The 20,049-nt window shown below is 67.2% G+C and carries 23 protein-coding genes; 3 read left to right on the top strand and 20 right to left on the bottom strand.

Annotation, left to right across the window (positions count from 1 at the left end; genetic code table 11):
* The first annotated feature begins 50 nt into the window (after positions 1 to 50).
* A complete protein-coding gene (locus FBY20_RS27570; RefSeq protein WP_142055713.1) occupies positions 51 to 1,646 on the top strand; it encodes a PAS domain-containing methyl-accepting chemotaxis protein in 1,596 nt (531 codons plus the stop codon).
* A 32-nt stretch (positions 1,647 to 1,678) separates the two neighbouring features.
* Here the strand turns inward: FBY20_RS27570 and fliR are convergent, their stop codons facing one another.
* From fliR to fliF, 13 genes are all read right to left on the bottom strand, one after another.
* Positions 1,679 to 2,467 carry a flagellar biosynthetic protein FliR gene (gene fliR / locus FBY20_RS27565; RefSeq protein ID WP_128828151.1) on the bottom strand — a complete coding sequence of 263 codons (789 nt, stop codon included), beginning with the start codon at positions 2,465 to 2,467 and terminating at the stop codon, positions 1,679 to 1,681.
* Between the two features lie 34 nt (positions 2,468 to 2,501).
* Positions 2,502 to 2,771, bottom strand: coding sequence for a flagellar biosynthesis protein FliQ (gene fliQ / locus FBY20_RS27560; RefSeq protein WP_056316656.1), 270 nt, complete (start codon positions 2,769 to 2,771; stop codon positions 2,502 to 2,504).
* An 18-nt stretch (positions 2,772 to 2,789) separates the two neighbouring features.
* Complete coding sequence (gene fliP / locus FBY20_RS27555; protein WP_369818491.1) at positions 2,790 to 3,581, bottom strand: flagellar type III secretion system pore protein FliP; 792 nt, start codon at positions 3,579 to 3,581, stop codon at positions 2,790 to 2,792.
* Positions 3,582 to 3,615: 34 nt separating this feature from the next.
* Complete coding sequence (gene fliO / locus FBY20_RS27550) at positions 3,616 to 3,939, bottom strand: flagellar biosynthetic protein FliO (protein ID WP_056316659.1); 324 nt, start codon at positions 3,937 to 3,939, stop codon at positions 3,616 to 3,618.
* A gap of 11 nt (positions 3,940 to 3,950) precedes the next feature.
* On the bottom strand, positions 3,951 to 4,493 hold the full coding sequence (gene fliN, locus FBY20_RS27545) for a flagellar motor switch protein FliN (RefSeq protein WP_056316662.1): 543 nt from the start codon (positions 4,491 to 4,493) through the stop codon (positions 3,951 to 3,953).
* Complete coding sequence (gene fliM / locus FBY20_RS27540; RefSeq protein WP_056316666.1) at positions 4,486 to 5,493, bottom strand: flagellar motor switch protein FliM; 1,008 nt, start codon at positions 5,491 to 5,493, stop codon at positions 4,486 to 4,488. Before fliM ends, fliN begins: the two co-directional genes overlap by 8 nt.
* Positions 5,494 to 5,495: 2 nt before the next feature.
* Positions 5,496 to 6,140: a flagellar basal body-associated protein FliL gene (gene fliL / locus FBY20_RS27535; protein WP_056316670.1), complete on the bottom strand. Its 645-nt coding sequence runs from the start codon at positions 6,138 to 6,140 to the stop codon at positions 5,496 to 5,498.
* 169 nt (positions 6,141 to 6,309) lie between these two features.
* The gene (locus tag FBY20_RS27530) at positions 6,310 to 7,689 is read right to left on the bottom strand and encodes a flagellar hook-length control protein FliK (RefSeq protein ID WP_142055711.1); all 1,380 of its coding nucleotides are present in this window, start codon (positions 7,687 to 7,689) and stop codon (positions 6,310 to 6,312) included.
* A gap of 23 nt (positions 7,690 to 7,712) precedes the next feature.
* Positions 7,713 to 8,168 (bottom strand): flagellar export protein FliJ, encoded by a 456-nt coding sequence (gene fliJ / locus FBY20_RS27525; RefSeq protein ID WP_056316675.1) that lies wholly within the window; start codon positions 8,166 to 8,168, stop codon positions 7,713 to 7,715.
* The gene (gene fliI / locus FBY20_RS27520) at positions 8,161 to 9,588 is read right to left on the bottom strand and encodes a flagellar protein export ATPase FliI (RefSeq protein WP_056318674.1); all 1,428 of its coding nucleotides are present in this window, start codon (positions 9,586 to 9,588) and stop codon (positions 8,161 to 8,163) included. Before fliI ends, fliJ begins: the two co-directional genes overlap by 8 nt.
* A 92-nt stretch (positions 9,589 to 9,680) precedes the next feature.
* Positions 9,681 to 10,424: a flagellar assembly protein FliH gene (fliH, locus tag FBY20_RS27515; protein WP_142055709.1), complete on the bottom strand. Its 744-nt coding sequence runs from the start codon at positions 10,422 to 10,424 to the stop codon at positions 9,681 to 9,683.
* Complete coding sequence (fliG, locus tag FBY20_RS27510; protein WP_056316680.1) at positions 10,417 to 11,427, bottom strand: flagellar motor switch protein FliG; 1,011 nt, start codon at positions 11,425 to 11,427, stop codon at positions 10,417 to 10,419. Before fliG ends, fliH begins: the two co-directional genes overlap by 8 nt.
* Complete coding sequence (fliF, locus tag FBY20_RS27505; protein ID WP_142055707.1) at positions 11,417 to 13,096, bottom strand: flagellar basal-body MS-ring/collar protein FliF; 1,680 nt, start codon at positions 13,094 to 13,096, stop codon at positions 11,417 to 11,419. Before fliF ends, fliG begins: the two co-directional genes overlap by 11 nt.
* A 331-nt stretch (positions 13,097 to 13,427) precedes the next feature.
* Between fliF and fliE the strand changes: the two genes are divergently transcribed.
* A complete protein-coding gene (gene fliE / locus FBY20_RS27500; RefSeq protein WP_056316686.1) occupies positions 13,428 to 13,760 on the top strand; it encodes a flagellar hook-basal body complex protein FliE in 333 nt (110 codons plus the stop codon).
* A gap of 108 nt (positions 13,761 to 13,868) precedes the next feature.
* On the opposite strand, the gene FBY20_RS27495 is transcribed toward fliE, so the two are convergent.
* The 7 genes from FBY20_RS27495 to FBY20_RS27465 all read right to left on the bottom strand — a co-directional run bounded on the left by FBY20_RS27495 (position 13,869) and on the right by FBY20_RS27465 (position 19,145).
* On the bottom strand, positions 13,869 to 14,672 hold the full coding sequence (locus FBY20_RS27495; RefSeq protein WP_369818492.1) for a flagellar brake protein: 804 nt from the start codon (positions 14,670 to 14,672) through the stop codon (positions 13,869 to 13,871).
* 11 nt (positions 14,673 to 14,683) lie between these two features.
* Positions 14,684 to 15,010, bottom strand: a complete 327-nt coding sequence (locus FBY20_RS27490; RefSeq protein WP_056316694.1) for an EscU/YscU/HrcU family type III secretion system export apparatus switch protein — start codon at positions 15,008 to 15,010, stop codon at positions 14,684 to 14,686.
* Entirely contained in the window at positions 15,010 to 16,392 is a 1,383-nt protein-coding gene (locus tag FBY20_RS27485) for a flagellar hook-length control protein FliK (RefSeq protein ID WP_142055705.1), read from the bottom strand. Before FBY20_RS27485 ends, FBY20_RS27490 begins: the two co-directional genes overlap by 1 nt.
* The gene (locus FBY20_RS27480) at positions 16,389 to 16,739 is read right to left on the bottom strand and encodes a flagellar protein FliT (protein ID WP_062841391.1); all 351 of its coding nucleotides are present in this window, start codon (positions 16,737 to 16,739) and stop codon (positions 16,389 to 16,391) included. The genes FBY20_RS27485 and FBY20_RS27480 overlap by 4 nt, the downstream gene beginning before the upstream one ends.
* Before the next feature lie 47 nt (positions 16,740 to 16,786).
* Complete coding sequence (gene fliS, locus FBY20_RS27475) at positions 16,787 to 17,215, bottom strand: flagellar export chaperone FliS (RefSeq protein ID WP_056316703.1); 429 nt, start codon at positions 17,213 to 17,215, stop codon at positions 16,787 to 16,789.
* 20 nt (positions 17,216 to 17,235) lie between these two features.
* Positions 17,236 to 18,624, bottom strand: a complete 1,389-nt coding sequence (gene fliD / locus FBY20_RS27470; protein ID WP_062841389.1) for a flagellar filament capping protein FliD — start codon at positions 18,622 to 18,624, stop codon at positions 17,236 to 17,238.
* Between the two features lie 143 nt (positions 18,625 to 18,767).
* Positions 18,768 to 19,145 carry a flagellar protein FlaG gene (locus FBY20_RS27465; protein ID WP_056316709.1) on the bottom strand — a complete coding sequence of 126 codons (378 nt, stop codon included), beginning with the start codon at positions 19,143 to 19,145 and terminating at the stop codon, positions 18,768 to 18,770.
* Positions 19,146 to 19,284: 139 nt separating this feature from the next.
* Between FBY20_RS27465 and FBY20_RS27460 the strand changes: the two genes are divergently transcribed.
* On the top strand, positions 19,285 to 20,022 hold the full coding sequence (locus FBY20_RS27460) for an IclR family transcriptional regulator (protein WP_142055703.1): 738 nt from the start codon (positions 19,285 to 19,287) through the stop codon (positions 20,020 to 20,022).
* Positions 20,023 to 20,049: the final 27 nt, after the last annotated feature.

Raw genomic sequence — 20,049 nt, 5'->3', positions numbered from 1 at the left:
GCATGCCGCTCAATCTGCTGTCGTATATGTTGTAAACCCGGAGACAAGCCGTGCGCGTCAACCTACCCGTCACCAATGTGGAAACCAAGCTGCGCGAGGATCAATACCTGATCTCGCGCACGGATACCAAGGGCCGCATCGTCTATGCCAACCCTGCGTTCGTCGATGTCAGCGGCTTCACGCGCGACGAACTCATCGGCAAGCCGCACAACATCGTGCGCCATCCCGACATGCCCCCGGAGGCCTACGCGGATCTTTGGGAGACCCTGGAGGCTGGCGAGTCCTGGCTGGGGGTCGTCAAGAACCGCCGCAAGGATGGCGGCTTTTACTGGGTGCTGGCCAACGCCACGCCCATTGTCGAGAACGGCGAGGTCGTGGCTTATTCGTCGGTGCGCGTGCGCCCGTCGGAAGAGCAGGTCGAGATGGCCGAGGAACTTTATGCGCGCATGCGCGAGGGCACGGCCAGGGGCGTGCGCATCCTGCGCGGCCGTCCCGTGCGCGCCGGCTGGCGCCGCGGGCTGGACGTGCTGGCCTTTCCGTTCCGGTCCGGCGTGCGCAACCGCATGCTGCGCCACGCCACGCTGTCGGCCGGCTTCGTCGCCGCGGCGGGCGCCTATGGACTGCACGCCAATTGGGACAGCCTGTCGCCGTGGGGCGCGGGGCTGGGGTGCGGCGCGATAGCGCTGGCCGTTGCCGCCATCTACGGCATGGGCTGGAGCCTGGCGCGTTCGCTCCTGGATCCGATGCTGGACGCGGCCAACATGGCGCGCCAGGTAGCGGCCGGCAATCTCACCACGCAGATCGTGCCCGAGTCGGATGACGAGGTGGGCAGCCTGAAGTTTTCGCTGGAAGTGATGCGCAAGAGCCTGATCGGCATCGCGCACGATGTGTACCGCGGCATCGAAGGCACGACGCACGCCGCCGTGGACATTGCCCGCGGCAACCAGGAGCTGGCCGGCCGCACTCAGGGGCAGGCGGCGTCGTTGCAGCAGACGGCCGCCAGCATGCAGCAGCTGACCTCGACCGTGCGTCAGAATGCCGACAACGCGCGGCAGGCGAACGACCTGGCCGCCAGCAGCATGGACGTCGCGCGGCGCGGCGGCGTGGCCGTGGGGCAGGTGGTCAACACCATGCACGGCATTTCAGACAGCTCGCGCAAGATCGCCGACATCGTCAGCATCATCGAAGGCATCGCCTTCCAGACCAACATCCTGGCGCTGAATGCGGCGGTGGAAGCGGCCCGGGCTGGCGAATCCGGCAAGGGCTTTGCGGTGGTGGCGGGCGAGGTGCGCAGCCTGGCGCAAAAGAGCGCGCAGGCGGCCAAGGAAGTGAAGTCGCTGATCGAAGACTCGGTCGATCGCGTGACGGAAGGCTCGGCACAGGCCGAACAGGCTGGCGCGACGATGCAGGAGATCGTGGACGCCGTGCACCGCGTCACGGCCATCATCAGCGAGATCTCGCGCGCCTCGCAGGAACAGTCGACCGGCATCGAGCAAGTGGACACCGCGGTGTCGCAGATGGACGTGATGACCGAGCAGAACACGGCGCTCGTTCAGGAGCTGGGCGGCGCGGTGACGCAGTTGGGCAATCAGTCGGGCGCGCTGCGCGAGACCATCCGCGTCTTCCGCGTGGTGGGCCAGCACTGATCGGCTGGCGGCAGGGCCGCTCGCCGGCCCCGCTAGCGTCCCGCCAGCGCGTCCACGACGCGGCTCATCGCGGTCAGGCCCGATTCGAAGAGCGATTCCAGGAACGGGCCGGCGTGAGGCAGCACGATGGTCAACACCGTCACGCCGATGATGAGCGTGACGGGAAAGCCCACCGAGAACACGGAAAGCTGTTGGGCGGCGCGGTTCAGGATGCCCATCGCCAGGTTGATGGTGAGCAGCGCGCAGATCAGCGGCAGCGCCAGCAGCAGGCCCGACACGAACACCGTCTTGCCCCATTCGACGACCGTGCCCCAGCCATTCTGGTGCAGCTGGATCGTGGCAATCGGCAAGGTATCGAAGGACCGCACCAGGGCCGCCAGGACGAGAAGGTGGCCGTCCAGCGCCAGGAAGGTCAGCATCGCGACGATGTTGAACAGGCGCGACAGCACGGCGGTGTTGGCGCCCGAGCTGGGATCGAAGAACGACGCGAACGACAGACCCATCTGCAGTCCCACGAATTCCCCCGCGGTCTGCACCGCCGCGAACACGATGCGCATGGTAAAGCCCATGGCGATGCCGATCAGCACCTGCTGCATTACCATCCACAGGCCTGCGTACGATCCGGGCGCCACCGGCGGCATGGCATCGAGCGCGGGCCCGATCGCCACGGCCAGCACGAAAGCCAGGCCAATCTTGACCTTGACGGGAATGAGCGATTCGGAGAACAGGGGCGCGGTGGCCACGAGCGCCAGGATACGCACGAACGGCCAGAGGAACTGGCCGACCCAGCCGTTGAGCTGCTCGAGCGTGAAAGAGAACATGGCGTGGCAACCCGTGTCCGGCGGCGGGCGCCGCTCAGGACACCAGCATGGGGATCTGGCCGATGAGCTGCCGGATGTAGTCGACCATGACGCCGATCAGCCACGGGCCCAGCAGCACCAGCACGCCGCACATGGCCAGCAGCTTCGGAATGAACGACAGCGTCATTTCGTTGATCTGCGTGGCAGCCTGGAAAATGCTGATGACCAGACCCACCACCAGCGTGACCAGGAGCAGGGGACCGGCCATCGCCAGGACGACCTTCATCGCCTGGTAGGTCATGGTCATGACGGTTTCGGCAGTCATGGCGATCTCCTTGCGGCGTTACTGGTAGAAGCTCTGGGCAAGCGAGCCCATGAGCAGGTTCCAGCCGTCGGCCAGCACGAACAGCATCAGCTTGAACGGCAGCGCCACGGTGACGGGGGGCACCATCATCATGCCCAGCGCCATCAGGACGCTGGCAACCACCAGGTCGATGATGAGGAAGGGAATGAAGATCGTGAACCCGATCTGGAAGGCGGTTTTCAGTTCGCTGGTGATGAAGGCCGGGACCAGGATGCGCATCGGCACCTGCGAGGGGTCTTCCAGCGCCGGCTGTTTGGCCAGGTTGGCGAACAGCGACAGGTCGTTCTCGCGCGTCTGGTGCAGCATGAACGTGCGCAGGGGACCGGCGGCGCGTTCGACCGCGGCCTCGAACTGGATCGTCCCTTCGGACAAGGGCTTGTAGGCGTCGGTGTAGATCTTGTCGAACACCGGCGACATCGTATAGAAGGTCAGGAACAGCGCCAGGCCGATCAGCACGTGGTTGGGCGGCGACATCGCGGTGCCCATCGCGCTGCGCAGCAGGCCCAGCACGATGATGATGCGCGTGAAGCCCGTCATCATCAGCAGCGCCGCCGGCAGGAAGGACAGCGACGTCATCAGCAGCATGGTCTGCATGCTGAGCGAGTACGTCTGCGAGCCGTCCGCGCCCGGCGTGGCCGTCAGCGCGGGCAGCGTGGCCTGGGCCACGACGCCGGCCGGGAAGAAGGCCAGGCCCAGCACCGCGGCGGCGGCCAGCATGGGCAGCGCGCGCTGGCCGGCGCGTGCGAATGTCGTGCGGGTAGGCAAACTCATGGGTATCGCTTGAATCGCGCCGGGGCGTTGTGCCTTAGCGGCGCTTGAGTGCCTGGCCCAGCTTGGCCGCAAAGGCGGCCGTGGGCAAAGGCGAACCCTCCGGCAACTGGCCGGCGGGCAGGGTATGCAGGGTGGTGAGCTGGTTCGGGCCAACGCCCACCACCAGCCAGGTGTCTTCGATCTCGACGACGACGACGCTTTGGCGCGGACCGACCGGCAGGCTGGCAACCTGGCGCAGCAGATTGCCGCCGCCGCGTTGCACCAGTCCGGCGCGCTTGGCAAGCCACGCCGAGACCAGGATGGCGGCCACCACCAGCACGAGGCCGACGATGACGCGCAGCAGAGCAGGTTCGGTCATGGCGCCAGGGTTCAACGACGGTTGTTCAAGCGGTTGATCCGCTCGGACGGGGTGATGATGTCGGTCAGGCGGATGCCGTACTTTTCTTCGACGACCACGACTTCGCCCTGGGCGATCAGGTAGCCGTTGACGAAGATGTCCATCGGCTCGCCGGCCAGGCCGTCGAGTTCGACCACGGAGCCCTGGCCCAGCTGGAGCAGGTTCTTGATGGTCAGGCGGGTGCGGCCCAGCTCGACCGTCAACTGGACGGGAACGTCCATGATGAGGTCGATGTCGGTGCCTTGGCCGGACGTGGCGCCGGCCAGCGGCTTGAACACCGATTGCGCCGCGGATTGCGCGGGCGCAGCGGGTGCGGCGGCCGGGGCCGGGGCGGCGGGCGCGGGGGCAGCCGCCGCCGGCGTGGCGGCCTGTTCCGCCATCGCGGCGGCCCAGTCGTCCTGCGGCTTCAGACCGTCGGCTTGCGTGGGCGGGTTGGCGCGGGATTGTTCGGCGAGCGCGTCGGCCCAGTCGTCGGCCGGGGACGAGCCAGTGCCGGGCTCGTTCTTGTCAGTCATGGTCAGAGGCCTCGTTGGGTTCTGTATCGTGGGTAAACAGGTTTTGTACGCGCAGGGCGTATTGGCCGTTGAAGACGCCGTAGCCGCATTCCATCAGCGGCACGCCGTCGACGTGGGCGATGACGGTTTCGGGCACGTCCACCGGAAGGATGTCGCCGACCTTCAGGCTCATCAGTTCGCGGATCGACGACGGGATGCGGGCAAATTCCGCGACCACGTCGATGTCGGCGCTGCGCACCTGGCGCGACAGCTGCTGCGACCAGCGCTGATCCACTTCCTCGAGCGTCGTTTCCTGCAACGGGCGCGTCAGCAGATCGCGCACCGGCTCGATCATCGAGTAGGGCAGGCAGATGTTCAGGTCGCCGCCGGTCGCGCCGAATTCAATGTGGAACGAGGAGACGACCACCACTTCGTTGTTGCCGGTGATGCTGGCGAACTTGGTGTGCATCTCCGAACGGACGTACTCGAACTCGATCGGATAGACCGGATCCCAGGACTTGCCGTAGCTTTCCAGGGTCAGGTTGAGCAGGCGCCGGATGATGCGCTGTTCGGTGGTGGTGAAGTCCCGGCCTTCGACCCGCGTGTGATAGCGGCCATCGCCGCCGAACAGGCTGTCGATGACCAGGAACACCAGATTCGGGTCGTAGGTGAAGAGCGCCGTGCCGCGCAGCGGCTTCATCTGAATCATGTTCAGATTGCTGGGAACCGGCAGGTTGCGCTCGAAGTCCGCGTACTTCTGGATCTTGATCGAGCCGACGGTGATGTCGGCGCTGCGGCGCATGAAGTTCAGCAGAACGTTGCGCATGTTGCGCGCAAAGCGTTCGTTGATGAGCTCCAGCGTCTGCATGCGGCGGCGTACGACGCGCTCGGGCGAGCTCAAGTCGTAGGCGCGCGCGCCGGCGTTCTGGCCGTCGGATTCCTTTTTACTATCGCTCTCGCCGGTGACGCCGGCCAGCAGCGCATCGACTTCGTCCTGCGAAAGAAACGCCTCGTAGGCCATGCTTATTGCACCACGAACGCCGTGAACAGCACGTCGGTCACGTACTGGCCGTCAGGCAGGGGCGAGAAGGGACGGTTCACAGCCTGCTTGATGGCCGCGACCATGTCGTTCTTGCCTTGCTGCGTCTGCACGGCGGTGGGCGACTGCGACGACAGCACCATCAGGATGCGGCTGCGCACTTCGGGCATGTACTTTTCCAGGCGCGTGCGGGTCTGTTCGTCGCTCACGCGCAGGGTCAGGCCGACGTGCATGATGCGTTCCGTGTCCGCGTTCTGCAGCGTGACCGTGAAGGCTTCGATCGGCACGAAGATGGGCGCGGGCACGGCGATCGGGGTGGCGGAAGGCGCGACGAAGGTCGTCGGCGTGGCCTGCGGGCCTTGGCCGGGCTGGCCTTGCACGCCGCCGGCCTGACCGGGCTGACCCGGCTGGCCGGGTTGGCCGCCAGGCACCTGGCCCACGCCAAGCTGCACCGGAGCGCCGCCTTGCGGCTGCTGCAGGCGCTGCGTGATGAACCAGGTTGCGCCGGCGCTGGCCGCGGCAACCAGCAGCAGCACCAGGATCGCCAGCAGCGGCCGAAGGATGCGGCCAATGCCGCCGGAGGACTTCGCGTCGCGCGCCGGCGCGGGAATGGGTTTGATAGTCGCCATCTGGAGTTCGATGCGTGTATGCCGCTGGTGAAAACGGATTCTTAGTGGATGAAAGCATTCTGCCCGAATTCACACCGCCGCTTGGAGGCGAAAAACAGGGCGAAAGCCGCGTATCTCAAGCTATTGCTGCACCGCCCGCATCCGTTGCCGGGCGCGGGCTGCCGGATCATTACGCGAACGTGTCGACCAATGCGTTGGCGTTGCGCGACACCGTCACCGCGGGCTGCGCGGACTCTGCCACGCCGTCCGCGACGACGGCATTGCCGCCTTGCTGACGCTGCGAGCCGCTGCCGTTCTGCTGCGCGAATTCCTGTTGCGCGGCCTGTTCGCCGACGCTGGTCTGGCCCAGCGAGATGCCGGCCTGGGCGAGCGCCTGCTGCAATTGCGGAATCGCCACTTCGATGGCCTGGCGCACGGAGGCGTGCGCCGACACGAACGAGGCGCTGGCCACGCCATCGGCCAGGTTCAGGCTGACGCGCAGCGGGCCCAGGTCCGGGGGATCCAGGCGCAGTTCCGCCGTCTGCATGCCCTGGCGCACGTTGTTGCTCATCATGACCATCTGCTGGCCAAGCTCGGTGCCCCAGTGGGTGGCGCCGACGGGCGTGGCCACTTGCAGCACGACGGGAACGACCGGCTGCGCGAGCGCGGCCTGGTTGACGACCGGCAGGGCCTGCCGCTGGGTGGCGGCGGCAAGCGCGGCGCCAAGCGCCTCGTGCGGCGTGGCGCCATGCTGCGGCGCCTGGAATTGCGGGGTCGTGCCGGCCAGCAGATCGGGCTGATCTTCATCGGCCACGTGGGTCTGCGGCGCGGGCGCGGCCGGGTCCGCGGGCGTCTCGCGCGCGACGCGCGGCAGCGGCAGGTCGGCAGCCGCCTTGGGCGCTTCGGCCTTGACCGTCGCCTTGGGATCGGCAGGCGCCTGGGCAACGGGCGCGGAACCCGGCTTGACCGCGGCGGTGAGGACCGGCAGCGCGGCTTCGGCGTCGCGGGCGATCTGGGCGGCGGCGTCTTGCGCCTGGCCGGCGGTCGCGGCCACCGGCGTCTGCTGCGCGGCCTGCGGCGCCAACGTGTCGGCGGCATTGAGCGCGGCCGTCAGCACGGCGGCGCCCTGGTTCATGGCGGTGACGGCCGCAGCGGCATTGCCGCGGGCAAGCTGCACCTGTTCGGCGGCCTGGGCCGCGATCTCCAGGGCCTGTTGCGGCAGGTCGGACGGGGCCACGGGCAGCTGCGCCGCGACGGCCAGCGCGCCGGCTTCGGCCTGGGCGGCGGTCTGCACCGCGTCATTGATGGCGCCGGCGGCGGCGCCTTCGGCCGTGGCGGCCGGATCGCCGGGCTTGCCGTCCTTGGCCGGCGTCTTGCTGTTGCCGTTCGCGGGCCGGGCGTCGGCGGCCTGATTGGGCTGCTGCTGCGCCGGACGCTGTTGCGCCAGGACGTCGGAGAAGGCGGGGCCTTTATCTTTCTTGTTCCCGGCAGCCGGTTTGGCGCCGCGCGCGTCGTTGACCGGCGCCGGAGAGGCCGGCGCGATCGAAGGCAAGGGCAGGGGAGCGGTCATCTAAAGCTTCCTGTGAGTATTGCTTAATGCTGCATGCCGCTGGCCTGGCGCTGGACCAGGCGGGCGGAGTATTCGTCGTTGGCGCGCTGTTCACGGCGCGACTCCACCAGCGCCTGGGCGCGCTGTTCGCGCTGCGCCAGGGCATCGTAGGAGTTGAGCTTGCGTTTTTCCTGCTGCCAGTAGAGCTGCCCCTTGGACAGGTTTTCCTCGGCCTGGCGCAGCACGCCCTGCTGCTGGCCGATCGCGTCGTCCAGCGTGCCGATGAAGCGCTGATAGTTGTGGCAGTCGCTGGCGGCCATGCCGGTCGTCATCGCCGTCTGAAGGCGCTCGAGGTAGTCCTGGCGGTAGTCGTGCAGCATGGAAAGCTGGCGTTGCGCATTGCTGCGTTCGGCGGTCAGCCGGCCGAGCAGGCGCGCGGCTTCGTCCGTGCTTTCCTTGGCCAGGTTGATCAGCATGTCCAGAGGCAGTTGGCTAGGCATAAGTGTCCCGTGATTCGAAACTGGCTCGCAATTGATTGACGGCGTCTTCGTACCCGACGTTCTCGCCGATGTCCTGCTGCAGGAAGGCTTCCAGGCGCGGGTAGCGCGCGATGGCGTCGTCCAGCTGCGGGTCGTTGCCGGCGGCGTACGCGCCCACGGCGATCAGGTCGCGGTTGCGCTGGTAGCGCGACAGGCTTTGCTTGAAGCGGCGCACGATGGAGAACTGCTGCGGCGTGATGAGCGAGGTCATCGCCCGCGAAATCGACGCTTCGATGTCGATGGCGGGGTAGTGGCCCGATTCGGCCAGGTGGCGCGACAGCACGACGTGGCCGTCCAGGATCGCGCGCGCCGAGTCGGCGATCGGATCCTGTTGATCGTCGCCCTCGGCCAGCACGGTGTAGAACGCCGTGATGGAGCCGGCCTTGCCGGACGGGCCGGGCGCGCCCATGCCCGCGCGTTCCACCAGCGTGGGCAGCTTGGCAAACACCGACGGCGGATAGCCCTTGGTGGCGGGCGGTTCGCCGATCGCCAGCGCGATTTCCCGTTGCGCCATCGCATAGCGGGTCAGCGAGTCCATGATCAGCAGCACGTCCAGGCCCTGGTCGCGGAAATGCTCGGCCAGGCGCGTGGCGTACGCGGCGCCTTGCAGTCGCAGCAGCGCCGACACGTCGGCCGGCGCGGCCACCACGACCGAGCGCGCCAGGCCTTCCGGGCCCAGGTTGTGCTCGATGAATTCCTTGACTTCACGGCCCCGTTCGCCGATCAGGCCGACCACGATCACGTCGGCCTTGGTATAGCGGGCCATCATGCCCAGCAGCACGGATTTACCGACGCCGGAACCGGCGAACAGGCCCATGCGCTGGCCGCGGCCGACGGTGAGCAGGCCATTGATGGCGCGCACGCCGGTGTCCAGCACCGTATCGATGGGCGCGCGCGACAGCGGGTTGATCGGTTGGGCAGACAGGGGCGCCAGTTCGGCGCCGGTCAGCGGACCCAGGCCGTCGAGCGGACGGCCCGCGCCGTCCAGCACGCGGCCAAGCAGGGCGTTGCCGACAGGCAGGTGGCGGCCTAGCTGGGGCTTGGCGTTGCCGTTCAGTTCGGCCTTGCGCGGCAGCGGAATCTGGCGCTGCACGGGCGGTTCGCCGGGCACGACGCGCGCGCCGGGCGGCAGGCCGGAAATGTCGGCTTGCGGCATCAGGTACAGCGTGTGACCGTCAAAGCCCACGACTTCGGCGTCGGCCCAATGGTCGTGGCCGCGCGCGATCTCGATGCGGGCGGCGGCGCCGACGGGCAGGCGCAGGCCGGTGGCGTGCAGCACGAGGCCGGTCGCGCGCGTGATCTTGCCGCTGACCAGCCAGGGGTCGGTGGACGCCGCGCGGATCGAGCCGATCTCAAGCTGCGTCTGCCAGCGGTCGAGCACGGGCGCGGTCGGCTTGGCCGACGCGGAAACGGCCGGGGCGCCCGCGAGGGGCGCGCCAGCCTGGCCGGGTTGCTCGGAGGCCGGATTGCCGTTCACACCGGCTCCTCCCAGGAGGCGTTGCGGCCGAGCGAGGCGGCCACGCGGCGCCAGCGGGTCTGCAAGGTGGCGTCGATGTCGCCGAAAGGCGTCTCGGCGCGGCAGCCGCCACGCAGAATGGATTCATCGGCCAGCACGCGCCAGTGGCCTTCCTTCAATTCGTCGGCCAGGTGCAGACGGATCAGTTCGATATCGTCCGGATTGGCCCACAGGCGCATCTGGCCGCCGGCCGTCGGATTGATGTGCAGCACGTCGCGCACGGCGTTCACCACCGTTTCGGGCTGTTCGGCGAGGGTGGTGCGCACGACTTGCTGGGCAATGTCCAGGGCCAGCGTCAACAGGCTCTGCCCCATCTTTTCTTCCAGCGCGCCGATCGAGACGGCGCAGGCTTCCACCAGCGCATGCAGGCGCTGCGCTTCGGCGGCGCCCTGTTCGCGGCCCTGGGCCAGGCCTTCGGCGTGGCCGGCTTCGCGGCCGGCGGCAAGACCGGCCTCATAGCCCGCCTGCTGGCCAGCTTCGAACCCGGCGGCATGACCGCGCGTGACGCCTTCCTCGTGGCCTTCCGCAATCGCCTGGGCGCGCAACTGCGCCATCACCACGGCGGGATCGGGGCCCGGATCGGGTTCCGGCTCGGGTTCGACTTCGACGGGCGCCGGCTCGTCGAACGACAGCATCTGCCAGCGCCGCCAGGCGGCGCTGCGCGAGATGAGCGTCGTCGCGCCGTTGTCCGCTTCAGACATACGCGTCGTCTCCGGAGTTGCCCAACACGATCTGGCCGCTTTCCGCCAGGCGGCGGGCGATCTGCAGGATCTTCTTCTGTTCGGTCTCGACCTTCGACATGCGGATCGGGCCCTGGGCTTCCAGGTCCTCGCGCAGCATTTCGGCCGCACGGCTGGACATGTTGCGCAGGAACTTGGCGCGCAGCTCTTCCTGGGCGCCCTTGAGCGCGACCATGAGCGTGTCGTTGTCGATTTCCTTGAGGATGAGCTGGATCGCGCGGTCCTCGACGTCGAGCAGGTTGTCGAAGACGAACATCTCGTCGATGATCTTCTGCGCCAGGTCGTTGTCGCGTTCGCGCAGGCTGGCGACCACGGTCTCTTCCTGCGTCGAGTTCATCATGTTCAGGATCTCGGCCGCGGTGCGCACGCCGCCCATCTTGCTGCGCTTGGCGCCCTGGCCGGCCAGCACGGAGTTCAGCACTTCGGTCAGCTCGGACAGCGCGGCCGGCTGCACGCCGCCGAAGGTGGCGATGCGCAGCATGACGTCGTTGCGCAAGCGGTCGGTCAACAGCGCCAGCACGCCCGCGGCGCGGTCGCGCTCCAGGTGTACCAGGATGGTCGCGATGATCTGCGGGTGCTCGTCGCCGATCAGCTCGGCCACGGTGTTCGGATCCAGCCAGTTCAGCGCGTCGATGCCGCTGCCGCCGTCGCCGGCTTCCAGGATGTCCTCGATCAGGCCGGCTGCGCGGTCGCTGCCCAGCGCCTTGGTCAGGACGCTGCGGATGTAGTCGTCCGAGCCCAGCGTCACGGCCATGAACTGGTCGGCTTCCTGGCGGAACTCTTCCAGCACGACGGCGACGTCGTTGCGCGTGACCTGCTTCAGGCTCGCCATCGCGGCGCCGACCTGCTGCACTTCACGGGCGCTCAGGTACTTGAACACTTCGGCCGCGGCGTCTTCGCCCAGCGACATCATCAGGACGGCGCTGCGCGTCATGCCGTCCATTGGCAGGGAATCATTTTTCATCTTTGGTCATCCAGGTGCGCAGGACCATCGCGACGGCGCGCGGATCCTTGTTGGCCATGGTGCGAGCGCGTTCAAGGTTGTCCTGATAGCGATCGGTTTCCTTGGCGCGGGCCAGGTCCTGCGCCTCGCGGGCGGCCTCAGCACGCTCGGCTTCGGCCTGTTCCGGATCCACCGGCGGGTACAGGTACTCGGTGACCGAGCGGCGAATCTTGCGGTACAGCCACAGGGCCAGGGCGCCACCGACCAGCCAGAGCAGGATCGTCTTGAACAGCGAGATCATTTCCGGATCGCGCCACATCGGCAGCGGCGGCGGGCCGTCGTTGAACTGGCTGTTGACCAGGTTCAGCGAGTCGCCACGGCCTTCGGAATAGCCCATTGCCTCGCGCACCAGGTTGGTGAGCTTGTTCAGTTCCTCGGGCGGCAAGGCCTGAAGTTCGCCGTCCTTGTCGCGCACGTAGTTCACGACCACGGCCACCGACATGCGCTTGAGGTTGCCCACGGGCTGCTTGATGTGGCTGATGGTGCGGTCGACTTCGTAGTTCGTCGTCGCGTCGCGGCGCTCGTTCAGGTTGCCGGCGGGGGCCTGCGTGCCGGTCTGCTGCTGTTGTTGTTGTTGCTGCTGCGCGTTGGCCGCCTGCGGGGGCTGGCCGGGGCGGGGCGGCTGTTGCTGCGGGGGATTGGTGATGGGCGCCTGCGCGTTGGCGGGCGCCTGATTCGACAGCGCGCCGGGCACGCCTTGGGCCGGGCCGACGCCACGCTGGGTGGAATCGCTGGTCTGCTGGCTGCGCACGGCGGCCTGGCCAGGTTCCTGGTTCGGACGGTAGACCTCGGACGTTTCCTCGCGGCGCGAGAAGTCGACGTCGGCGGTGGCCTGGGCGTGCACGTTGCCGGGGCCGACCAGGGGATTCAGGATGGTGAGGATGCGCTCGACGGTCCGCTGCTCGATCTCGCGCACGAAGCGAAGCTGGTCGGCGTCCATGCCGCGGCCTTCGCCCAGCGGGGCGGACAGCAGGCGGCCGTTCTGGTCGACGATGGACACGCTTTCGGCGGTCAGCTCCGGCACGCTGGAAGCCACCAGCCAGGAGATCGCGGACACCTGCGCATCGCTCAGGCTGCGGCCCGGGTACAGGTTCAGCAGCACGGAGGCGGTGGGCGCCTGGCGCTCGCGCACGAACAGCGACTGGCGCGGCATGGCCAGGTGGACGCGGGCGTGCTGCACGGTGTTCATGGCTTCGATCGAACGGGCCAGCTCGCCCTCCAGACCGCGCTGGTAGTTGATCTGTTCCGCAAACTGGCTGGCGCCGAAGCGGGCGTTGTCCATCAGCTCGAAGCCGACGGAGCCGCCGCGCGGCAGGCCTTGCGAGGCCAGCTGCAGCCGGGCGTCATAGACGCGGTCGGCGGGCACCAGCAGCGCGGTGCCGTTTTCGTTGTAGCGGTAGGGCACGTTCATCGTGCCCAGGGCCGTCACGATGGCGCCGCCGTCACGGTCGTCCAGGTTCGAGAACAGGACCTTGTACTTCGGTTCGCTGCTCCACATGACCACGGCGACGATCACCGCGACAAGGGCCGCGGCGGCGCCGAGCAGGACGGGCTTGGGAAGCGCGCGGACCCGTTCCAGCACCGGGAACTTGGCCAGAAGCGACGAGCTCAGGGTAGCCTGCTGATTCATTGACGGCTCCCGCTGGCTTCGCGGAGCAGGGAAAATGACTTCATGTCTGGGTAGGGCCGATTACACATGCAACGTGCTTCTGGTCTGGGGAGAGCGTGGATTATTGCCCCTGAGACACCAATCCCAATCGATGAAAACAGCCGTTTTTTGGCGTTACTTAAGCCCTATGTCGATGACGAGGCGCAAAGCGGGGCCGCATCCCCCGCGGGGGACGTTCGCATTCGTTGAAATGTCGGGTTTTTTGGCGGTTCTTGTCGGCTATGGACCGCCCGGATCGGCGTTACGCTGCGTCTTCAATTTGGCGTAATCCCCCACCAGCAAGGAATAGGTAATGGCTGTATCAGGCTTGTCCGGCATCGAAGGCATGCTCCAGCAGATGCGCGCGGTCGTGAGCAAGGCGGAGACGGGTAATCTGTCCGCCGGCGAGGGCGTCGCGCAACCCGACGGTTTTGCCGCGGAACTGCAGCGCTCCATCCGTCGCGTGACCTCCGCCCAGAACGCCGCCAGCAACCAGGCCAAGGCCTTCGAGCTGGGCGCGCCCGACATCTCGCTCAACGACGTCATGATCGACCTGCAGAAGGCCAGCCTGGGCTTTCAGACGGCGGTCCAGGTGCGCAACAAGCTGGTTGCGGCCTACAAGGAAATCTCGTCGATGGCCGTGTAAGGCCGGCAAGCAGTTCAAAGGCCTTCCCGCGGGAAGGCCTTTTGCGTTGCAGCGGCGCCAACAGGAGCGCGTCATCAGGGGCACGCCATGTGCCCGCAAGACGCCGCTTCAGTTGCGCTGCGCGCCTTTCTCCAGGCGCCACACCACCTGCTGCAGCCAGTTTTCCTGGCGGGCGTTCAGGTTCATGAAGAGGGCGCCCACATGGCTGACCGGGGGTTCGCCCGTCAGCGAGACGTGCTTGGGCGCTTCACCGTCGCTGCCGTCGGCGGCGGCCATCGGCTGGCCCGACACCGGATAGATGTTGCGCACTTCCAGGTCGGCGCTCAGCTTGCCCAGTTCGCCGAAATCCAGCTCCACGTCTTGCATCACCGTGCCGCGCTCGGGTAGCTCGCCCACGGCCAGTCCCACGCGCAGGCCCACGCCGTCCACCGAAATGTCGCGCACGGTGAAACCCACCGGTTTGTCCGCCGGCGCCGGTTGCCACGTGGCGAGGCACCGGTTGGCGCTGGTGATCATCGAGGCGCGAAACATCTTGCGCCGCTGGATGCGGGCCAGGCGATCGGGGAAGGGCGACATCAGCGCCGCGCTGCCGTCATCGAAGTGGATGACTTCAGGACGCTGGACGCGAAAGCGGATCTGCACGCCGCCATAGGCGGTGGCGTGGAAGTGGAAGTTCGTGCCGCTCAAGAGGCCCATGCTGTCCGACTGCTCGAAGTCCGCGCCATCGTAGTCGCGCGGGCGCCAGAAGAACTGGCGCGTCTGCTTGTCGGCTCCCAGGATCAGCACGGCAATCTCACGGTCCGCGGCATCGCGCACCAGGATGTGGCTGTCAGGGTGCGTCAGCTCGAAGAGGGCTGAGCGCATGTCTTCCGGCCGGGTCAGCAGGAATTCCGGATCGGCGGCATCCAACACGGTGATCGTCCTTAGGTAGAGATTTCGGGCCGCGCGGCCTGAGGTATGTCGCGCGATTCCAGGCGGTAGAGCCAGGCGAGCAATTCTGCCACCGCGACATAGAGTTGGGGGGGAATATGCGCGTCCAGGTCGACCTGCATGAGCAAGCCCACCAGTTCGCGCGATTCGTGCACGTACAGTCCGTTTTCCTCGGCCGCGCGGACAATCGTGTCCGCCAGCTGGCCATAGCCCTTGGCCACCACGCGGGGCGCGCCGTCGCTTTCGTCGTACGAGATGGCGACCGCCGCGTTGCGGTTGGCGTTCGGGCCGGCGTCCGCGGGGGAGGAGGGGGTGTTCATCAGAAATCGGTCGGGATGACGGGGCGGGGTTCAACCACGCTTACCGTCAGATTGCTCAGGGTCAGGCCGGCAGCCAGAAGGCGCGAGCGTAGCATGTCCGAGGAGTCATTGATCTCGGAGGCGCTGTGCGGCGCAATGAGCTGCAGCACGATCTGGTCGCCCGCAAGGTTCAGGCGCGCGTCCACCAGGCCCAGGCGCGGCAGATCCAGCTTGACGCGCGTGGCCCAGGTGGGAACCGCCGATTCGCGGTCGGCGCCGTAGGGGTCGCGTTCGACTTCCCATTCCATCTGCGTGCCGGGCCAGGCTTCGCCTTGCCAGTTCACCGTCTGATTGGCCAGCACGTCCAGCTGCTGGCGCACCAGCACCGTCAGATCCTGATGGATGCCGCTGATCGGCGCGCCGGGCGTGGACGATGCCGCCGAGCCGCCCGAGGATGCCGGCGCTTCTGCGCCGCCGGCAGACCGGCTGGCGCTGGCCGCTTCGGTGCGGCCGCGGGCCTGGACGTTGGCGTGCGAGGCCGTGTCGCGAGACAGCCGGGCTTGCGGCTCGTTCTCCAGCGTGGACGGATTCTTGCGGCCAAAGACCATGTCGGTCAGATGCGATTCGTAGAACAGGCCGCTGGTCTGCAACGCATTGCGCAAGGCCTGGCCGAGGGCGCGGGCAGACGGGCCGCCGGCGGCAAGCGAGGCGTGCGAGACGGCGTCGGCGCCTTTCGCGCCAACGGCTTGTCCAGCCGGATGCGTGGCCGGCTTGGCGCTGGCCGCGTCTGCGGCCGCAGAAGGGGCAGCGCCGGGGGTAGCGCCCGGGGTGGCGGCAGATGTGGCGGCAGACGTGGCGGCGGCAGCGGGCAGCGGGGTTGCCGGTGCGGCGGCGGGCTGGCCGGGCTGGCCAGCCTGCGCGGGTTGGCCGGGTTGGGCCGGGCCGGCCTGGCTGCCCGGGGCGGCGCCGCCGGGTTGCTGTCCGCCCTGCGCATCGGCGCTCCACAAGGGCGCTCGGCCTTGCACGGCCGGTGCGGCTTCGGGGTATTGGGCAAGCAGGGCCAGGATGGTGCGGGCCGTCGTGCCCAGCGTGGTCGGGGCTGACGCGGTCGTGTCGCTGCTGGTGACCAGGCCGCGCGCGGCCAGTGCCAGCGCGGCGGCGGTTTTGGGGTCGACAACAGTATTCTGGCGGTCGCCTCGGGCGCCGCCAGTTTGTATGCCTTGCCGGGTATCGCGCGCCGAGCCGTCCGAAGGCCCGGCTTTCTCCGGGCTGCCGGGCTGGCTGACCGCATCGGGCCGCGCGCCCGAAATCTGGTTGGCGTTCGCGGCGGACATCGTCGTGCCAAGCACGGCGTCCAACCGCTGCACCAGGACGTTGCCGAGCGCGGCGGGACCGATGCTCATTCGTCAGGCGCCTGGTTGCCGTAGGCGGACAGCAGGGTCTGCTGGCGCTTCATGCGTCCCAGCAGTTCGCCCAGCCGCGCCAACTGGGGCAGCGCCAGGTCGCGCGTCATGGCATCGTTTTCAAGAATGCGCACAAGCAAGTCGTACTTCATGCTGCGCCCGGCTTCGTCCAGCGGATTGACGGGTTCGGCATGGCGCAGGCGCTCGACCTGCTCGCAATAGAGCTGGCCGTGCATGAGTGCGGTGTCCCAGTCGCCGGCCTGGGCGGCCGTCAACATCTCGCTCGTTGAGAGCGCGATCTCCTGGTACTGTTCCAGGATGGTGGAAGACTGGGTGAGCGACGTCATAGAAATCTCGGGCGATCGATGGCTGGCAATAGCGGTTATGGGGGCCATCAAGGCGTTGCGCCCGGGGCAGGCCGATCGATGGAAGTCTGCCAGGCGTCGGCCAGGTCCGCCAGCAGGCGGTCCGCAATGTCCAACTGCTCGACGTCGGCTTTCAGGTTTGCCATGAGCAGGGTGCGGACGATGTAGTCGTAAAGCCGGCTCAGGTTGGCGGCGATGTCGCCGCCGGCTTCCATGTTCAGGCCCATCTTCAGGCCTTCGTCGACGATCTTGATGGCCTTGGTGATCGCTGCGCCGCGCTCGGCAACCCGCCCTTCCTGCAGATGCAGGCGAGCCTGTCCGATTGCCGCGCGCGCACCCTGGTAAAGCAGGGTGATCAGCCTTTCCGGGGTGGCGCTCATCACTTGGGTCTCCAGGCCGATATCGGCGTAGGAGCGGACAGAGTATGAGCCTGTGGGGCGGCGCGCGGCGTACGTCATTTAATGCATCTTCTCGGTTATCACTTCGTCGACTTGTTCATGGCCGCGAACTGCTGCGTCAGGTAGTTGGCCGTGACCGACTGCTGCGCAACGAATTTGTCCAACTGGACGAACTGCGCGCGCATCAGCTCCAGCGAAGCTTCGCCAGCGGCCTTCGCGCGCGTGTACTGATCCTTCACATTGGCAATCGACTTGGCCAGACCGTCGGTCTTGGTCTTGATCGAGCCGGTGTCGCTCAGGATGTCCTTGGTCGCCTTTTCAAAATTGGCGGCCAGGCCGTTTTCGCCCGTCAGCATGCGCGAGACGTCCGCGCCGTTCGTGGACAGCGCCTTGTCCAGCTTGGTCTGGTCCAGCGTCAGCTGGCGCGTCTGCGGGTTGGTCGTGATGCCCAGGTCGGCCAGCGAACGCAGCGTGCCTTCGCCCGTCACGAACTGCAGGGCGCTGGCGAGCGACGACTGGATGGCGCGCGTCGTGCCGTCGCCAGTCAGCGGCTGGTTGGTGGCGGCGGCGGCGTCGAAAGCCGTCAGGTTCTTGATCGTCGTCTGCAGCGTGTTGTAGGCGGTCACGAAGCTCTGGATCGCCTTGCTGGCCACCGAGGGATCGCTTTCCAGCTTCAGCGTGATGGGCTTGCCGGCTTCGGTCTTGGACGACAGGTTGAGCGTGACGCCGTCGATGGCGGTCGAAATGTTGTTCGTGCCGCTCTTGACGGTGATGCCGTTGATGTCGATTTCAGCGTCGACAGCGGCGGTGGCCGTCATCTTCGCGCTGGTGTCGGCAGCGTCGGTGTTGTAGTTCAGGACGTCCTTGAGCGACTGGTCGCCCGTCACCGTGATGGACTTGACCGACGCCTGCACGCCCGTGTCCTTGGCGGTCATCATCAGGTAGCTCTTGCCGTCGCCGTCGGTGATGACGGTGGCGCGCACGCCCAGCGAGTCGTCGGCGTTGACCGCCTTGACGATGCCGTTCAGCGAGGTGTCGTCCTTCAGGTCGACGGTCTTCTTGGTGCCGTCGGCCAGTTCGATTTCAAAGGAACCGGTGGCGCCATTGGACGCCTTGCGGTCGGCGACCGCGCCCGATTGCAGGGTCTGGGAGGTGGCAACGTTCTTCACGTTGATCGTGTACTGGCCGGCCACGGCGCCTTCGGCGGCCACGGTCGCGGTCAGGGCGTCGCCGCCGGTCACGCTGCCTTTCACGGCGCCCAGCGTCTCGGGCTTGCCCAGCGCGGCGGCAGCCTTCTGCACGGCTTCCACGGCGCTCTTGAGCTGGCCGTATGCCGTAACGCGGGTTTCGAAGCTGGTCTGCCGTACGGTGTACTGCTGCAGCTTCTTTTCCTCGGCAGCTTCCAGCTTCGAGAGGATGTCCTCCAGGGGCAAGCCTGAATTCGAACCGAGGTTGGTGATGGTGGCCATGTGAAGTTCCTTCCTAGCGATGCAATTCTGACAAAAATGTGGTCCCGGCTATCGGCCGGGTAAAGGCATAAGGCGGGCCTATTTCGACGGTTCTCGTGCCGGGCCCCGCTTCAATTTTGGCGAACGGCGTTTTAAGTGCCGGATCAGGCCGAGGTCTTGATACCGTTTCCCTGCATGTTCACGATCATTTTGGCGATCTTCAGCACCGCTTCGCTGGGGATGGTGCGCAGCACGTCACCCGACTCGGCGTCGATCACGGACACAACCACCTGGTGCACATTCGGGTCGATCTCGAACTGAAGCTGGGTCGACCAGGCCTTCATCTGTTCGTTGATCTCGTCCAGCGCCTTATCGAGCGGCATCTTCTGCGCATTGGCCTGATCCGACGTGGCGTTGCCGGAGCCGCTGCTGTTGCTGCTGGCGGGTGCGGGCGTGGCGGTGGCGGAAGGGTCGGGCGTGGCGATAACGGTCGAAACCGGTAACGACGCGAACGCTGCGGGGGCTAACGGGGTTACGGCCATGATCACTCCAACGGCGAGGGGGGCGTCTCGGAGAACGCGCTGTTTTCAGGAAATTCTCAGTTACCATAACGGCACCCTCGGGGCGAACTTTAGCCCCGCGCAACTGGATGGTTCACGTGCTAAGAGTCTGGATCGGGCAATGAGTGTCAAGACGGCGTTGCGAGTTATCGAAATCATCGAAACCTACGCCCGCGAGAAACGCGCGCTGCCCCTGTCGGAACTGGCCCGCCTGCTGGACGTGCCGGTCTCCAGCTGCCTGGCGCTGATCCGCACGCTCACCAGCCTGGGCTACCTGTATGAAACCGGACGGCGCCAGGGCTACTACCCGACCGGCCGGCTGCTCGCCATGGCCCAGCGCATCGCGCGGGCCGATCCTGTCCTGGACCGGGTGTATCCCAGCCTGGTCGAACTGCGCGACGCGACGCGCGAAACGGTGGTCTTCGCCAAGCTGTCGGCCGACGGCCGTGTCGTGTACCTGGATGTGCTCGACTCCCCCCATACGATCCGATACGCGCCGGTTGCCGGCGAGTTCAAGGACGTTCACGCCAATTCGCTGGGTAAGGCGTTGCTTTCGCTGCTGGACGACACGGCGCGCGATGCGCTGCTGGCGGGCATCCCCATGACGCGCTACAACGAGCGCACCCTGGTGACCCGCGAGGCGCTGCTCGCGGATCTGGACGCCTCGCGGCAGCGGGGATGGTTCATGAATAGCGGCGAGTCGATCGCCGACGTGGGCGCGATCGCCTGGCCGGTCACGCTGTCCGGCGAACACTACGCCATTTCGGTGGGCGGCCCGATCTACCGGATCGAGCCGGAGCAGGAATCGTATGCCCGGATCCTGCGGGCGGCGTGCACGGGGCTGGAGCAGCAGGCCTGAACCGCGCCCGCCTGCGGGCGGGTGTGC

Origin of the sequence: Achromobacter sp. SLBN-14, from assembly GCF_006715415.1 — a bacterium.
Classification (GTDB): domain Bacteria; phylum Pseudomonadota; class Gammaproteobacteria; order Burkholderiales; family Burkholderiaceae_B; genus Achromobacter; species Achromobacter mucicolens.
The sequence above is the reverse complement of the archived record's forward strand: the minus strand, read 5'-3'. Positions and strand labels throughout refer to the sequence as shown.

Bases quoted from the DNA above. Each gene is read 5' to 3' on its own strand.
- fliR (WP_128828151.1), bottom strand. From the start codon at position 2,467: ATGTTCTCTTTCACGCTCGAGCAGCTCAACGGCTGGGTCGGCCAGTTC.
- fliQ (WP_056316656.1), bottom strand. From the start codon at position 2,771: ATGACTGCCGAAACCGTCATGACCATGACCTACCAGGCGATGAAGGTC.
- fliP (WP_369818491.1), bottom strand. From the start codon at position 3,581: ATGAGTTTGCCTACCCGCACGACATTCGCACGCGCCGGCCAGCGCGCG.
- fliO (WP_056316659.1), bottom strand. From the start codon at position 3,939: ATGACCGAACCTGCTCTGCTGCGCGTCATCGTCGGCCTCGTGCTGGTG.
- fliN (WP_056316662.1), bottom strand. From the start codon at position 4,493: ATGACTGACAAGAACGAGCCCGGCACTGGCTCGTCCCCGGCCGACGAC.
- fliM (WP_056316666.1), bottom strand. From the start codon at position 5,493: ATGGCCTACGAGGCGTTTCTTTCGCAGGACGAAGTCGATGCGCTGCTG.
- fliL (WP_056316670.1), bottom strand. From the start codon at position 6,140: ATGGCGACTATCAAACCCATTCCCGCGCCGGCGCGCGACGCGAAGTCC.
- FBY20_RS27530 (WP_142055711.1), bottom strand. From the start codon at position 7,689: ATGACCGCTCCCCTGCCCTTGCCTTCGATCGCGCCGGCCTCTCCGGCG.
- fliJ (WP_056316675.1), bottom strand. From the start codon at position 8,168: ATGCCTAGCCAACTGCCTCTGGACATGCTGATCAACCTGGCCAAGGAA.
- fliH (WP_142055709.1), bottom strand. From the start codon at position 10,424: ATGTCTGAAGCGGACAACGGCGCGACGACGCTCATCTCGCGCAGCGCC.
- fliG (WP_056316680.1), bottom strand. From the start codon at position 11,427: ATGAAAAATGATTCCCTGCCAATGGACGGCATGACGCGCAGCGCCGTC.
- fliF (WP_142055707.1), bottom strand. From the start codon at position 13,096: ATGAATCAGCAGGCTACCCTGAGCTCGTCGCTTCTGGCCAAGTTCCCG.
- fliE (WP_056316686.1), top strand. From the start codon at position 13,428: ATGGCTGTATCAGGCTTGTCCGGCATCGAAGGCATGCTCCAGCAGATG.
- FBY20_RS27490 (WP_056316694.1), bottom strand. From the start codon at position 15,010: ATGAACACCCCCTCCTCCCCCGCGGACGCCGGCCCGAACGCCAACCGC.
- FBY20_RS27485 (WP_142055705.1), bottom strand. From the start codon at position 16,392: ATGAGCATCGGTCCCGCCGCGCTCGGCAACGTCCTGGTGCAGCGGTTG.
- FBY20_RS27480 (WP_062841391.1), bottom strand. From the start codon at position 16,739: ATGACGTCGCTCACCCAGTCTTCCACCATCCTGGAACAGTACCAGGAG.
- fliS (WP_056316703.1), bottom strand. From the start codon at position 17,215: ATGACGTACGCCGCGCGCCGCCCCACAGGCTCATACTCTGTCCGCTCC.
- fliD (WP_062841389.1), bottom strand. From the start codon at position 18,624: ATGGCCACCATCACCAACCTCGGTTCGAATTCAGGCTTGCCCCTGGAG.
- FBY20_RS27465 (WP_056316709.1), bottom strand. From the start codon at position 19,145: ATGGCCGTAACCCCGTTAGCCCCCGCAGCGTTCGCGTCGTTACCGGTT.
- FBY20_RS27460 (WP_142055703.1), top strand. From the start codon at position 19,285: ATGAGTGTCAAGACGGCGTTGCGAGTTATCGAAATCATCGAAACCTAC.